General features: G+C 67.8%; 13 protein-coding genes. 7 read left to right on the top strand and 6 right to left on the bottom strand.

Going from position 1 to position 13,122, the window contains the following annotated elements:
- Positions 1–125: 125 nt before the first annotated feature.
- On the top strand, positions 126–1,811 hold the full coding sequence (gene casI / locus NJ1_RS34135) for a steroid-22-oyl-CoA synthetase (protein WP_067703235.1): 1,686 nt from the start codon (positions 126–128) through the stop codon (positions 1,809–1,811).
- 44 nt (positions 1,812–1,855) lie between these two features.
- On the opposite strand, the gene NJ1_RS34130 is transcribed toward casI, so the two are convergent.
- The gene (locus NJ1_RS34130) at positions 1,856–2,575 is read right to left on the bottom strand and encodes a methyltransferase domain-containing protein (protein WP_245717702.1); all 720 of its coding nucleotides are present in this window, start codon (positions 2,573–2,575) and stop codon (positions 1,856–1,858) included.
- 548 nt (positions 2,576–3,123) lie between these two features.
- On the opposite strand from NJ1_RS34130, the gene NJ1_RS34125 reads away from it, so the two are divergent.
- The gene (locus tag NJ1_RS34125) at positions 3,124–4,752 is read left to right on the top strand and encodes a TROVE domain-containing protein (RefSeq protein ID WP_067703232.1); all 1,629 of its coding nucleotides are present in this window, start codon (positions 3,124–3,126) and stop codon (positions 4,750–4,752) included.
- A gap of 127 nt (positions 4,753–4,879) precedes the next feature.
- Here the strand turns inward: NJ1_RS34125 and NJ1_RS34120 are convergent, their stop codons facing one another.
- A complete protein-coding gene (locus NJ1_RS34120) occupies positions 4,880–5,158 on the bottom strand; it encodes a hypothetical protein (protein ID WP_067703229.1) in 279 nt (92 codons plus the stop codon).
- Positions 5,155–6,045 carry a mycothiol conjugate amidase Mca gene (gene mca / locus NJ1_RS34115; protein WP_067703226.1) on the bottom strand — a complete coding sequence of 297 codons (891 nt, stop codon included), beginning with the start codon at positions 6,043–6,045 and terminating at the stop codon, positions 5,155–5,157. The genes NJ1_RS34120 and mca overlap by 4 nt, the downstream gene beginning before the upstream one ends.
- Positions 6,046–6,199: 154 nt before the next feature.
- Between mca and NJ1_RS34110 the strand changes: the two genes are divergently transcribed.
- Together NJ1_RS34110 and greA are read left to right on the top strand one after the other, a co-directional pair.
- Entirely contained in the window at positions 6,200–6,616 is a 417-nt protein-coding gene (locus NJ1_RS34110) for a DUF4307 domain-containing protein (RefSeq protein ID WP_067703223.1), read from the top strand.
- A gap of 245 nt (positions 6,617–6,861) precedes the next feature.
- The gene (gene greA / locus NJ1_RS34105; RefSeq protein ID WP_067703220.1) at positions 6,862–7,350 is read left to right on the top strand and encodes a transcription elongation factor GreA; all 489 of its coding nucleotides are present in this window, start codon (positions 6,862–6,864) and stop codon (positions 7,348–7,350) included.
- 126 nt (positions 7,351–7,476) lie between these two features.
- Here the strand turns inward: greA and NJ1_RS34100 are convergent, their stop codons facing one another.
- A complete protein-coding gene (locus tag NJ1_RS34100; protein WP_067703217.1) occupies positions 7,477–8,622 on the bottom strand; it encodes a cystathionine gamma-synthase in 1,146 nt (381 codons plus the stop codon).
- A gap of 157 nt (positions 8,623–8,779) precedes the next feature.
- Between NJ1_RS34100 and NJ1_RS34095 the strand changes: the two genes are divergently transcribed.
- The 3 genes from NJ1_RS34095 to NJ1_RS34085 all read left to right on the top strand — a co-directional run bounded on the left by NJ1_RS34095 (position 8,780) and on the right by NJ1_RS34085 (position 11,101).
- Positions 8,780–9,121, top strand: a complete 342-nt coding sequence (locus tag NJ1_RS34095) for a DUF5713 family protein (RefSeq protein WP_067703214.1) — start codon at positions 8,780–8,782, stop codon at positions 9,119–9,121.
- A 165-nt stretch (positions 9,122–9,286) separates the two neighbouring features.
- A complete protein-coding gene (locus NJ1_RS34090) occupies positions 9,287–10,462 on the top strand; it encodes an acyl-CoA dehydrogenase family protein (RefSeq protein ID WP_174557152.1) in 1,176 nt (391 codons plus the stop codon).
- A 294-nt stretch (positions 10,463–10,756) separates the two neighbouring features.
- Complete coding sequence (locus NJ1_RS34085; protein ID WP_067703208.1) at positions 10,757–11,101, top strand: DUF6401 family natural product biosynthesis protein; 345 nt, start codon at positions 10,757–10,759, stop codon at positions 11,099–11,101.
- A gap of 163 nt (positions 11,102–11,264) precedes the next feature.
- Here the strand turns inward: NJ1_RS34085 and NJ1_RS38545 are convergent, their stop codons facing one another.
- Both NJ1_RS38545 and NJ1_RS34075 read right to left on the bottom strand, forming a co-directional pair.
- A complete protein-coding gene (locus tag NJ1_RS38545; RefSeq protein ID WP_084479143.1) occupies positions 11,265–12,596 on the bottom strand; it encodes a mechanosensitive ion channel family protein in 1,332 nt (443 codons plus the stop codon).
- A gap of 170 nt (positions 12,597–12,766) precedes the next feature.
- Positions 12,767–13,122: transglycosylase SLT domain-containing protein (locus tag NJ1_RS34075; RefSeq protein WP_157574494.1), on the bottom strand; the 356-nt coding region annotated here is incomplete at its 5' end.

The raw sequence follows: 13,122 nt of genomic DNA, 5'->3' as shown, positions 1-13,122 counted from the left end.
CCACGGGCATTCGCGGCCCGGTGACCCCCGCGCACGGACCGAGCACGGGCCGTGCCGTACAGCTTCTGCCTGGGACTATTCCGAAGTCGGGCATACGGGCGGGCGGCAGGACCGAGAGTCGGTGTATGGAACGCGATCCAGACAATACGAACACGCGCCGTGGAGACATCGCCACCATGCTGCTCGATCGGCGCCGAGACGAGCACCCAGGCCTGCGCACCCGCACCGCGGAGTGGTCGTGGGACGAGGTGGTCCGCGAGGCCGCCGCACGTGCCGCGCTGGCCCGGGAACTCCGGCGCGATGGTCCCTTCCATATCGGCGTGCTGCTGGCCAACGAACCCGACTTCGTCTTCTGGCTCGGTGCCGCAGCGCTCGCGGGCGCGACGATCGCCGGGTTGAACCCGACCCGCAGCGGTCCGCAGCTCGAGCGGGATATCGACTACGTGGACTGTCAGCTCATCGTCACCGACGCGGCGGGCATGAACCGTCTGCGCGGGCTCGACCACGGGCTCACCGATGATCGATTCCTGCTGATCGACGATCCGGCGTACACCGAACGACTTGCCGCACATCGTGATACCCGCGGCGAGGCGTACGCGGGTCCGGAAACGCTTCTGCTGCTGCTGTTCACCTCCGGCACCACCGGTGAATCCAAGGCCGTCAAGTGCACTCAGCGCCGCCTGGCCGCCATCGCGCACGCGGCCACGGACAAGTTCGGGCACAAGCGAGCGGACGTCGACTACTGCTGCATGCCGCTGTTCCACGGCAACGCCATCATGGCGCTGTGGGCGCCCGCCCTGTCCAACGGCGCGACGATCTGCCTCACCCCGCAGTTCTCCGCCTCCGGATTCCTCGATGACGTGCGGTATTTCGAGGCCACCTTCTTCACCTACGTGGGCAAGGCGCTGGGCTACCTGCTCGCCACCCCGCCGACGGACGCGGACGCCGACAATCGGCTGGAACGGGGTTTCGGCACCGAGGCGTCGGTGGACGACCAAGCCGAATTCCACCGGCGTTTCGGCGCGCGTCTGCACGAGGGATACGGGTCCAGCGAGGGCGCGGGCCTGGTCGCGCTCGCGCCCGACGCCCCCGCCGCCGCGCTGGGCCGCCCCGCACACGCCGGTGTCGCGGTGATCGACCCCGAGACGCTGAACGACTGCGCGCCAGCGAAACTCGACGAGCACGGCCGCGTGCTCAATGCCGACGAAGCGATCGGCGAAATGGTCGACAAGGCCGGCTCGCTCTCGTTCGAGGGCTACTACAAGAACGACGCGGCCGACGCCGAGCGCCTGCGCAACGGCTGGTACTGGACCGGGGACCTCGGCTATATCGACGATGCGGGCTTCCTCTATTTCGCTGGGCGCAAGGGTGATTGGATACGTGTCGACGGTGAGAACATCTCCGCCCTGCGGATCGAGCGGGTGCTGCGCCGGCATCCGTCGGTGGTGGCGACCGCGGTGTTCGCGGTCCCCGACCCCCGCTCCGGCGATCAGGTGATGGCGGCCGTCGAGGTCGCCGAACCCGGCGCTTTCGACATCGCGCGGTTCATCGAATTCCTCGGCGCCCAAGCCGATCTCGGTAGCAAGGACACCCCGCGACTGATTCGGGTGTCGACCCGGCTGCCGGTCACCGGATCCAACAAGGTGCTCAAACGCGAACTGCAGGCGCAGTTCTGGCGCACCCAGGACCTGATACTGCGCTGGGCCGGACGCGGGACACCGGACTACCGCCCCATGTCCGCCGCCGACAAGACCGGTCTGGAAGCCGAGTTCGCGCGGCACGGCCGCGAACGCCTGCTCCGAGAGCGGTAGCGCCACACCCTGCCGCGTGGCCCTGCGCGCCCCGCCGCATGGCGCTAGGACTCTTCGGCGCTCGCGCTCCGAAGAACCAGCATGTCGCGGGCTCCACTCTGGAACTCGTAGGCGACGGTCTCCCTGAGTTCGGTGCGGATCCCCCGCTGCGCGAGCGCCGCCCGAAGCGAGGCCAGCAGATCGGGTAGTGCCGCACCCGAGTGGTCGAGCAGCGGATACACCCGCACCTCGCCGCGGCTCACCCGGGCCAGTTCCGCCAGGGCCGCGAGATGGAAGTCCGTGTCGAGCCGATCGGCGTAGGTGAACAGCAGATGCGAACTCAGCACGAGGTCGAAGTCGTTGTCCGGGAACGGAAGTGCGGGCAGACCGGCGGCCACGTAGCGATCGGGATGCGCCTCGAGATCCGCGCCGAACCGGCGCACGGCGTCATGGCGAATACGCCGGTGCACCTCGGGGTCGCCGTCGTACCAGTCCCAGAGATACATCTCCCCGTGTGTGGCCGACCACGCGTTCCCGCGATCGGTGTCGGCCAGCGCCGTCTCGCACACCTGCTTCGCCGGCAGCGCGTAGAACGGGTCCACGGCCACCGCGCTCACCCCGAGTTCCGCTATCTCGCCGGTGAAGCCCGCCGCACCGCCGGGGCAGTCGAGCACTCGCCCGCGCAGGTCGTCCTCGGTGAGCGCGAACATCGCCCGATACTCCGCCAGTGACCTTGCGGTGAGCAGGAATTCACCGATGATCTCGTCGTCCATTCGATCCGTCACCGCACCAGCCTCACACGCTCGACCCGCATCGACCAGCGAATATCGGTCCGCCGGAATTCGATTGCCAGGCTCGCATCACGCTCGGTAACGTACATTTCGCATTCGGTGCGAAGGTGCCGGTTACTTCCTTGATCGATAGGTCGCGGGTTCGAATCCCGCTCGGGTCACGACCCGGTAGCTCAGTCGGTAGAGCAGTCGAATAACACCGGCACCGATATGGATGAACTCGGATGCACCACAAATTTTCGCGCTCGGCGCGGAACATATCGCACCTCCCGGTGCGCAGCGCACGGTTACTTCGCGGAGCCCCTGTTCGGGGCGGTGAAACGATCTAGACCCAATAGCCGTACGCGACAATGGATCTCGGGAGGCCCCACGTGCACCGGCCCGGTGCGCAGACATACGGATACTTCCTGGTACGCACCCACATCGCCGGTTCGACCCCGGGACCGCCGTGCGCGAGCACAGCGGTCAGGTGCATCTCCGTCGTCGCTTCGATCTCGGGCCGTTCACGTGTCGCTTCTCCCCGAACCAATGGGGGAATTCTCATGGCCAAGTTCAACATCGACCGACTGCGCGCACTCGTCGCGCCCAGCACCGCCACCGCCACCTCGCCGGTCACCGGTGAGCAGCTGCCGTCCGGCCGCACCCACGAGGGCGCACCCGGCTACCAGCGATCGGTCCAGGGCGAGCTGTTCCTGCTGGCGGTGTCGAACATGGTCGGGGAGAACACCTTCTACGAATCCGGCGATGCCCGCGACCACCGCTACGCGGTTCTGGTGCGCGAGGCCACCCGCCTGGATCCGGAGTGGACCGCGCGTTTCCTGCGCTGGCTGCGCAGCTCCGCGAATCTGCGCAGCGCCGCCCTGGTCGGCGCGGCCGAATTCACCAGGGCGCGGCTCGAGGCCGGCGCGGCCGGAATGTCGCGCCAGGTCATCGATTCGGTCCTGCAGCGCGCCGACGAGCCGGGTGAACTCATCGCCTATTGGCACGCCACCTACGGTCGCGCGCTGCCGAAGCCGGTCAAGCGCGGTATCGGTGACGCGGTCCGCCGCCTGTACGACGAGCGATCCCTCGTCAAGTGGGACAGCTCCGCGCGCGCCGTGCGCTTCGGTGACGTCCTGGAACTGACGCACCCCACGCCGAGCGCCGACAAGCCTTGGCAGGGAGCGCTTTTCACGCACGCCCTGGATCGCCGCCACGACCGCGACAACCCGATCCCGGACGCGCTGCCGACGCTGCGCGCCCGCGCCGACCTGCTCGCGCTGCCCGTGCCGGAGCGCCGCGCGCTCTTCCAGGACGCCGACCGCGCCCGCACCACGCTGCGCGCGGCCGCGATGACCTGGGAGGCGGTCGCCGGTTGGCTGCAGGGCCCGATGGACGCGCAGGCGTGGGAGGCGCTCATCCCGTCGATGGGTTTCATGGCACAGCTCCGCAACCTCCGAAACCTCGACCAGGCCCAGGTCTCCGACGAGGTGGCCGCGACAATCGCTGCCCGCCTCGCGGATCCGGCGCAGGTGGCCGCCTCGCGGCAGCTGCCGATGCGGTTCCTGTCGGCCTACCGGGCCGCGCCGTCGCTGCGCTGGGGCCACGCCCTGGAGCAGGCGCTGAACCACTCGCTGGCCACCGTGCCGACGCTGTCCGGCCGCACCCTGGTGCTGATCGACACGTCCGGCTCGATGGACTCCATCTTCGCCGAGAACGGGACCCTGCGCCGCTGGGACGCGGCCGTGGTGTTCGGCCTGGCCCTGGCCACTCGCTGTGAACAGGTGGATGTGGTGTCCTATTCGTCCGGCGGGAACTGGGGTGGCCGCAGCTATCCGGACTCGATCGTCTTCCCGGCGCGGCCCGGCGAGCCACTGCTGCGCGCGGTGGAGCGGTGGAAGTCCGACGGCTACTTCATCGGTTCGGGCACCGACACGGCCCTCGCGGTACGCACGCACTTCGCGAACCACGATCGTGTCGTCATCCTCACCGACGAGCAGGCCACCGGCGGCGATGTCAGCGCGGCCATGCCCGCCACGGTTCCGCTCTACACCTGGAACCTGGCCGGCTACCGATACGGTCACGCCCCCAGCGGCGGCCGCAACCGCCACGCCTTCGGCGGGCTGACCGACGCGGCCTTCGGCATGATCACGCTGATCGAGTCGGGCGCGAACGCCGAGTGGCCCTTCTGACAGGGGAACTCACGCGAATCGCCGGACCGGCAGGGTCGCACACCGGTCGGCGACGAACGCAACGCGGCCCCGATCCATCAGGATCGGGGCCGCGAATTGCGTTGCGCGTCAGAAGAACTCGACGACGTCAAGCGGAGCCGTTGGACGTCTCCGGCTTCTTCGGAGTCTCCGACTCCAGGGTCGCGATGCCGTGCTCGGTACCCTCGTCCGCCTCCTGATCCGGTTCCGGATGCTCCGGAGAGAAGGTGGCGGGCAGGTTCTTCAGGTGCTTGTTCATGCTGCGGACCAGCAGCACGGTGCCGGCCAGCAGCACCAGGATGATGACCAGGCCCAGGGGCGACGCCTTACCGAACTCGGGTCCGGTTGGCGAGGTGGGATTCGTCTGGGCGAGCAAGGTCATGATCATCGGTCGGCGTCCTCGGTGTCGGCGTCGTCGATTCCCGCGAACAGGTCGGTCTCCGGGATGGCGGTCTTGACCCGGGTCTTGGCCAGCTCGAATTCCTCTGTGGGCCACAGCTTCTGCTGCAGCTCCGTCGGCACCGCGAAGAACGCGCCGTTGGGATCGATCTGAGTGGCGTGCGCGCGCAGGGCGTCGTCGCGCGCCGGGAAGTACTTGCCGCATTCGACCTGGGTGGTGACCCGGCCCATGATGTCGCCACGCTCGCCGCGTTCGGCGGCGTACTTGCGCATGCGATCCATCCACTCCTGCATGGGGAACGGCTCACCGCGACGCTCGTACTCGTCGGCGAACACCTCGAGGCGGATCAGGCTGAAACCGTGGTTGTAGTACAGCTTCGACGGAGTCCACGGTTCGCCCGCGTCGGGGAATCGCTCCGGATCGCCGGCGGCCTCGTAGGCGGCGACGGAAACCTGGTGGCACATGATGTGGTCCGGGTGCGGGTAGCCGCCCATCTCGTCGTACGTGGTGATCACGTGCGGCTTGAACTCGCGCACGACTCGCACCAGCGCCTCGGTGGCCTCCTCGAGGGGTACCAGCGCGAAGCAGCCCTCGGGCAGCGGCGGCAGCGGATCGCCTTCCGGCAGACCGGAATCCACGAATCCGAGCCAGGTCTGGCGAACCCCGAGCGCCGCCGCGGCGGCCGCCATCTCGGTCCGGCGCACCTCGGCGATGTTGTCCTTGATGCCGGGCGTATCCATTGCGGGATTGAGGATGTCGCCACGCTCGCCACCGGTCAGGGTGACGACCAGCACCTCGTTGCCCTCGGCCGCATAGCGAGCGGTGGTAGCCGCGCCTTTGCTGGATTCGTCGTCGGGGTGTGCGTGTACCGCCATGAGGCGAAGGCCACTCACTTCTCGTTCACCTCACCGATCACAGTTGTCACCTCGTAGCTTTTCGCCGAGTCCAGACATGGGCTTCCGATTTCTATTCCCTATAGTTCCATCCGATCGTTATTTGTTCCGACCTACCCCCCGGGAGCGTCCTGCCATGACGGAGAGACCGGCCGACCGCTACGGCATCAAGCCCAGCAGAAACCGCCGCTGGCTGCCGTACGCACTGGGCGCGGTGGTCGTCGTGGCCGGGACCGGAGTGGCCTACCTGGGCTATCAGCAATACGGGCCGCAGGACATCGAGCCCGATCGGATCGGGTACGAGGTGATCGACGATTCGACGATCAGCGTCGATTTCAAGGTGACGCGCAAGGATCCGAGCAAGCCGGTGGTCTGCTACATCCGCGCCATGGACGGCGACACGCTCGAGGTCGGCCGCCGCGAGGTGCTCATCCCCGCCTCCGACAGCGGCACCGTGCGACTCAACACCACCCTGCGCACCACCTCACGTGCCGGTGCGGGCAATATCTACGGCTGCAGCGACAAGGTCCCCGCCTACCTCCGCGTGGGGTGAAAAGTCCGATACACGCGCCCCTTCGGCGCTTCTACCTGCATATTTGCGGATTGTGCTAAAATAGCCCCACACACGGTTCCGGCCCTCGGAGCCGTGTTTGCTTGCATTGACGGCCGGTGCTGTCGGGACTCTCCCCCAGGACTGCTAAGGCCGTCCATTGTTGCTGTGCCCACCCTCGGGTGGAAGTGGCGGCGGGCATCAGGGAATCCCGGCCTGCCGGGGACAACTACTAGGGAGTGATCGAGATGACTGAGAACGTGACCTGGCTGACACCGGAGTCGCACGAGAGGCTCACGAGCGAACTCGCCGCGCTCATCGCCAACCGTCCGGTCATCGCGGCCGAGATCAACGAGCGTCGCGAAGAAGGCGATCTCAAGGAGAACGGCGGCTACCACGCGGCACGCGAGGAGCAGGGCCAGCAGGAAGCGCGCATCCGCCAGCTGCAGGAACTGCTCAACAACGCCAAGGTCGGCGTCGCGCCGACCAAGGCCGGCGTCGCGCTTCCGGGCTCGGTCGTGAAGGTCTACTACGACGGCGACGAGAACGACACCGAGACCTTCCTCATCGCCACTCGCGAAGAGGGCCTCGGCGGCGACCTGGAGACCTACTCGCCGCAGTCCCCGCTCGGCGGCGCGCTCATCGACGCCAAGGTCGGCGACACCCGCGAATACACGCTGCCCAATGGCAAGTCCATGAAGGTCACGCTGGTCTCCGCGGAGCCGTACCACAGCTGAGACAGGCACCCGAGCGTCGCGGCCCCGGTCTTCACAGACCGGGGCCGCGGTGCTTTCGAGCCGTGAAAGACGAAGCGCCGCACCGGATTCCGGTGCGGCGCTTCGTCTTTGTCGATTACCCGAGACTCAGCCGAGGGCTTGTTCGAGGTCGGCGAGCAGGTCGCTGACGTCCTCGATGCCGACCGAGAGGCGGACCAGGTCGGCCGGGACCTCGAGGGCCGAGCCCGCGGTGGAGGCGTGCGTCATGGCGCCGGGGTGCTCGATCAGCGATTCCACGCCGCCGAGGGATTCGGCCAGGGTGAAGATCTTGGTGCGGGCGCAGAAGTCCAGCGCCGCCTCACGACCGCCGTGCACGCGGACCGAGATCATGCCGCCGAAGCGCCGCATCTGCTTCTGCGCCACGGTGTGACCCGGGTGTTCGGGCAGGCCCGGGTAGATGACCTGGGCGATCTTCGGATGGTTCGCGAGGAACTCCGCGAGGGTCTCGGCGTTGTCGCAGTGCCGGTCCATCCGCAGCGCCAGCGTCTTGATGCCGCGCATGGTCAGGAACGCGTCGGTCGGGCCGGGAACCGCGCCCGCGCCGTTCTGCAGGAACGCGAACTTGGTGTCGAGTTCCTGATCGTTGGTGATGAGCGCACCGCCGACCACGTCGGAGTGACCACCCAGGTACTTGGTGGTCGAATGCAGCACGATGTCCGCGCCCAGCAGCAGCGGCTGCTGCAGGTACGGGGACGCGAAGGTGTTGTCCACCACCAGTTTCGCTCCGCCGGCGTGCGCGATCTCGGCGATCGCGGAGATGTCGCCGATGTTCAGCAGCGGGTTGGTCGGGGTCTCGATCCACACCAGTTTGGTGTTGGGGCGCATGGCCGCCGCGATCGCGTCGTTGTCCGACACCGCCGCCACCGAGTACTCGATGCCCCACTGGGTGAAGACCTTGTCGATGAGCCGGAAGGTGCCGCCGTACGCGTCATCCGGGATGACCAGGTGGTCGCCGGGCCGCAGGTTCGCGCGCAGCGCACAGTCGGTGGCCGCCATCCCGGAGGCGAAAGCCCTTCCGTACGTACCGGATTCGATGGCCGCGAGATTGGCCTCGAGTGCCGTGCGCGTCGGATTGCCGGTGCGCGCGTACTCGAATCCGCCGCGCATGCCGCCCACGCCGTCCTGGGCGAAGGTCGAACTCGCGTAGATCGGCACGTTCACCGCACCGGTCAAAGGGTCCGGATCGTACCCGGCGTGCACCGCCCGTGTGGAGAAACCCAGCTGATCGCTCATACCCCACAGCCTAGGGACGCTCCCGCAACCCCCTGGCTTCGGGGGCGGTCCTCGGGTGATACCGCCACGAGGCGAGAACGATCACCCCGCGTGCCGTCCCACCGCGGATAGGCCAGGATCGAGCTGCCACATCGACGAGCAACGCGCGGAGAGCATCGTGCCCATCAGCAATGACAAGGTTGTCGCCCATCGGTTCCTGGCCGATATGTACCGCGACGACTACTACCCCGATCACGCGGTCGACCAGGGCAAGAAGATCCTGGTGACACTGTGTGAGCGCATCGAGGCCGACAAGCCCGCCGACCTGGCCGCCCTCTACGCGCTCACCCACGCGGCCACCGACGAGTTCAACGAGCTGGTCGAGGTGTTCTACGAGGCGGGCAGCGAGATCGAGACGGTGGCGCGGGACACGATCGCCACCGACTTCCTGTTCATCGCACACGCCTACGGCTTCGCCGACGCCGACAACGAAGAACTGGTCGCCACCCGGGATTGGTGACGCCGCGACACGGCACCGGACGGATCCCGTGCCGGACGACATCGGCGCACCACTGCCCGGCGTTGCGAATCGACAGCGATGCCATCTCGGGAACGAGGCCGCGGGTGCGACGCGATCCCGCCGAGCCGTGGCCGCCGGATCGGTGCGGGTTCTAGGCTGAGCGGCATGGTCACCGTAGACGAACTGTTCGCCATCGAATCCCTGCTGACCGACGAGGAGCGCGCGATCCGTGACACGGTGCGCGCGTTCGCGGCCGATCGTCTGCGCCCGCACGTGTCGGAGTGGTTCGAGGCCGGGACCTTCCCCGCCCGCGAGATGGCGCCGGAACTCGGCAAGCTCGGACTGCTCGGCATGCATCTCGAGGGGTACGGGTGCGCGGGCACCTCCGCCACCGCGTACGGGCTCGCCTGTCTGGAGCTCGAGGCCGTGGATTCCGGTGTGCGGAGCATGGTTTCGGTGCAGGGCTCGCTCGCCATGACCGCGATCCACAAGTACGGGTCCGAGGAGCAGAAGCAGCGATGGTTGCCGGAGATGGCGGCCGGAACGCTGATCGGCTGCTTCGGCCTGACCGAACCGGACTTCGGCTCCAACCCCGGCGGCATGCTCACCCGCGCCCGCCGCGACGGGGACGACTGGATTCTCGACGGATCCAAGATGTGGATCACCAACGGGTCCGTGGCCGACGTGGCGATCATCTGGGCGCAGTCGCGCGAGGGTGAGCGCGATGTCGTACGCGGATTCGTCGTCCCTACGGACACACCGGGTTTCAGCGCTCGCGAGATGCATCACAAGCTGTCCCTGCGGGCCTCGATCACCGCGGAACTGTCACTGGACGCGGTGCGCCTGCCCGCCGACGCCCAGCTGCCGCAGGCGCGCGGACTGGCCGCACCGCTGGGCTGCCTGTCCGAGGCGCGATTCGGGATCATCTTCGGGGCACTGGGCGCGGCACGCGATTGCCTCTCCGCCGCAATCGATTACGCGCGCACCCGGGTGGTCTTCGACAAGCCGCTGGCCGGCTATCAGCTCACCCAGGCCAAGATCGCGGACATGGCGCTGGAGCTGGGCAAGGGCCAATTGCTGGCACTGCACCTGGGCCGGTTGAAGGATCGGCACGAGATCAGCAACGAGCAGATCAGTTCGGGCAAGCTGAACAGCACCCGCGAAGCCATCAAGATCGCCCGCGAATGCCGGACCATCCTGGGCGCCAACGGAATCACGCTCGAGTACCCCGTACTCCGGCATGCCAACAACCTGGAATCGGTCCTCACCTACGAGGGCACCGCCGAAGTCCACCAGCTGGTGCTCGGCGAGGCGCTCACCGGTTCCAAGGCCTTCCGCTGACCGACTGTCGGCAGGCCTCGAAAACCGCAGCGGCGCTTGATTTTTCCGCACTCGACCGTGCCGCCCGCACACCGCGGCAGCGGATATCCACGCCGCCGCGGAACACCCGCTGCCGCACGCGCCCGAGCACATCGGCGTGAACGTCCGTCCGCACCGGCCGTACCCGCCCGGCCCCTGACCGCTCCGCCGGGGGTCGCGCAGCGGTCCGGAACGGGGCGGCCCGGCGGGTGCGGCAAACTGCGCGATATCTCACAGGCCGGTCCGCGGACTCGCTCCGATTGCTAGCATGACCAGGTGTTTTTGCCCGGCTCCGCACTGCTCGTCGTCTCGGCGCGTAAGACTCTGAACCGCCTGCAACGCACACACGGAGTCCCGGCGCTATCGGCAGGCCAGGAGTTCCCGGGTGTCGCCGCAGCGGTGGATCAGCATGCCGCCGCCGTTCGCGACATCCTCGACCTCGGCGTCGAGAACTCCGGCACCGTACCGCCGAGCGTGCTGCTCGCCGGATACGCCCGAGGCCTGATCGAAGACCTGCGCGACCTCGACGAGCACGCGCCCGAGACTGCCGAGGAATGGCAGTGCGCCGACTGGATGCATCTGCGGCTGGCGGGCGTCTGCTCGCTCGCCCGCAACGTCTGAGTGGCGGAACGCACCCTGGTGGACGCCCCACCCCGCGTGGCGGAATGCCGCCGAACACGCAGGGCCCCGGACAGCGAACGACCCCGCGCACTCCGATGTGCGGCGGGGCCGTTCGTCTCGAAGCCCGGCGGCCGGATCTGACGGGCCGCGCGAGGTGTCCGGGCTAGATCATGCCCGGCTCACCGCCGTGCTCCCGCCGACCGCGATCATCCCTGCTGCGGTCCTGCCAGCCCCGGTCTTCCATACCGCCGTCATCCATGCCGCGCATGCCGGGATTCCCCATGCCACGACCGGGCATACCGGAGTTGCCCATGCCACGATCGTGCATGCCGGGATTGCCCATCCCGCGCTCGTGCATGCCCGGATTGCCCATACCCTGCTCGTGCATGCCGGGGTTGCCCATCCCGCGCTCGTGCGCGCCCGAGCCGCCCATTCCACGATCGTGCATGCCCGGGTTGCCCATACCGCGCTCACCCATGCCCTGCTCGGGCATGCCGCGATCCGGCATCATGCCGCGGTCGGGCATGCGCTCGCGCATTTCGTCGGTCTGGCCCATCTGACCGCCGGGCATCGATCCCTGATTCGGATATCCGCCCTGCTGTCCGTAGCCCTGGACGGACCCGGAACCCTGGACGTACCCACCGGGCGTTCCCGCCGACTGCTCGGCCCACTTTCCGGGCGGGTTCTGCGAGCCCGCCATCGACCGCTCGCGGCCCATGTCCGCCTGGACGGTCGAGGACTGCTGCTGTCCCATCATGGCGCGCTGACGAGCCGCGTCCTCACGACCACGCTGGAACGCCTCGGCGTGACCGCGCACCTCGGGCATCTCGCTCTCGATGGTCTCCAGCCAGCCGTCCCACCGCTTCTGCATGGGACGGATCAGGCCGCCGCCGACGCCGACGATCAGCACACCGGCAATGGTGGCGAGCACGGTCACGAGAATCGGCGTGGTGACCGAGGTGGCCACGCCGATCTGATTGAGCGCGGCGATAATGCCTACGCCCCAGACGAATACGGCCGCGATCCGGCCCATCATGCGGCCGTACGACAGCCCGCTGAGCATGTTCGAGATCATGTCCATCACCACGCGGGCGATGGCCCCCGCGATACACACGATCACGATGGCGAGCGCCAGCCTGGGCAGCCAGGAGACGATGCCGTTGAGCATGGTACTGATCGGGTTCGGACCGAAGACGCCGAAGCCGAGCTGCAGCGCGATCAGCATGATCGCGTAGTAGGCCAGCTTCGCGATGATGTCGCTGGCGTCGTAGCGGCTACGTGCCAGCATGTCCTTGATGCCGCCGCGCTCGACCAGACGATCGAAACCGACCTGATCCAGGATTCGGGTCACCAGCCGCGCGACGAGTTTCGCCACGAGCCAGCCGATGACGAGAATCGCCAGGAACCCGGCGAACTTCGGAACGAACGTGGCGACGGAGCTCCACGCGTCCGAGAGCCCCTTCTGGAAATCGATAGCCAAACTCGAGGTGTGCATGTAACCCCGTCCCTTCGCTACCCGTTCCGGCAAGGTGCCGGAACTTGCTCCAAGGGCGGTTATACCCCTACGCGTACACCCGAACCGGCAGTTTGCGAAAAAGTTGCCGATTCGGGTGTCAGGGGTTTGCCAGCCGATTTCGTGATAGCTGGGTACGCGATGAGGCTCGCTCAGTACGCGCTGTTGACGTTGTCCATCGAGCCATAGCGGTTGGCGGCGTAGTTGCACGCGGCGACGATGTTCGCGACCGGGTCCCACACATCGTGCGAGGTGCCCTCGACGTGGTACGCGTTGAAGGTCGGGTCGATCACCTGCAGCAGGCCCTTGGACGGGATGCCCATGGCGGCGTTGGAGTCGTACAGGTTGATCGCCTGCGGGTTGCCGCTCGACTCACGGATGATGTTGCGCATGATGCCGTCGTAGCTGCCGGGGATGCCGCGCGAGGACATGATGTCCAGCGCCTGGCGGATCCAGCCGTCGAGGTTGTTCGGGTACGAGGGCGCGGGGGCGGGCGCGGGAATCGGCT

The sequence above is a fragment of the Nocardia jejuensis NBRC 103114 genome, assembly GCF_001613145.1.
Classification (GTDB): domain Bacteria; phylum Actinomycetota; class Actinomycetes; order Mycobacteriales; family Mycobacteriaceae; genus Nocardia; species Nocardia jejuensis.
Note: the sequence above shows the minus strand (reverse complement) of the source record. Positions and strands in the feature narration are given on the sequence as shown.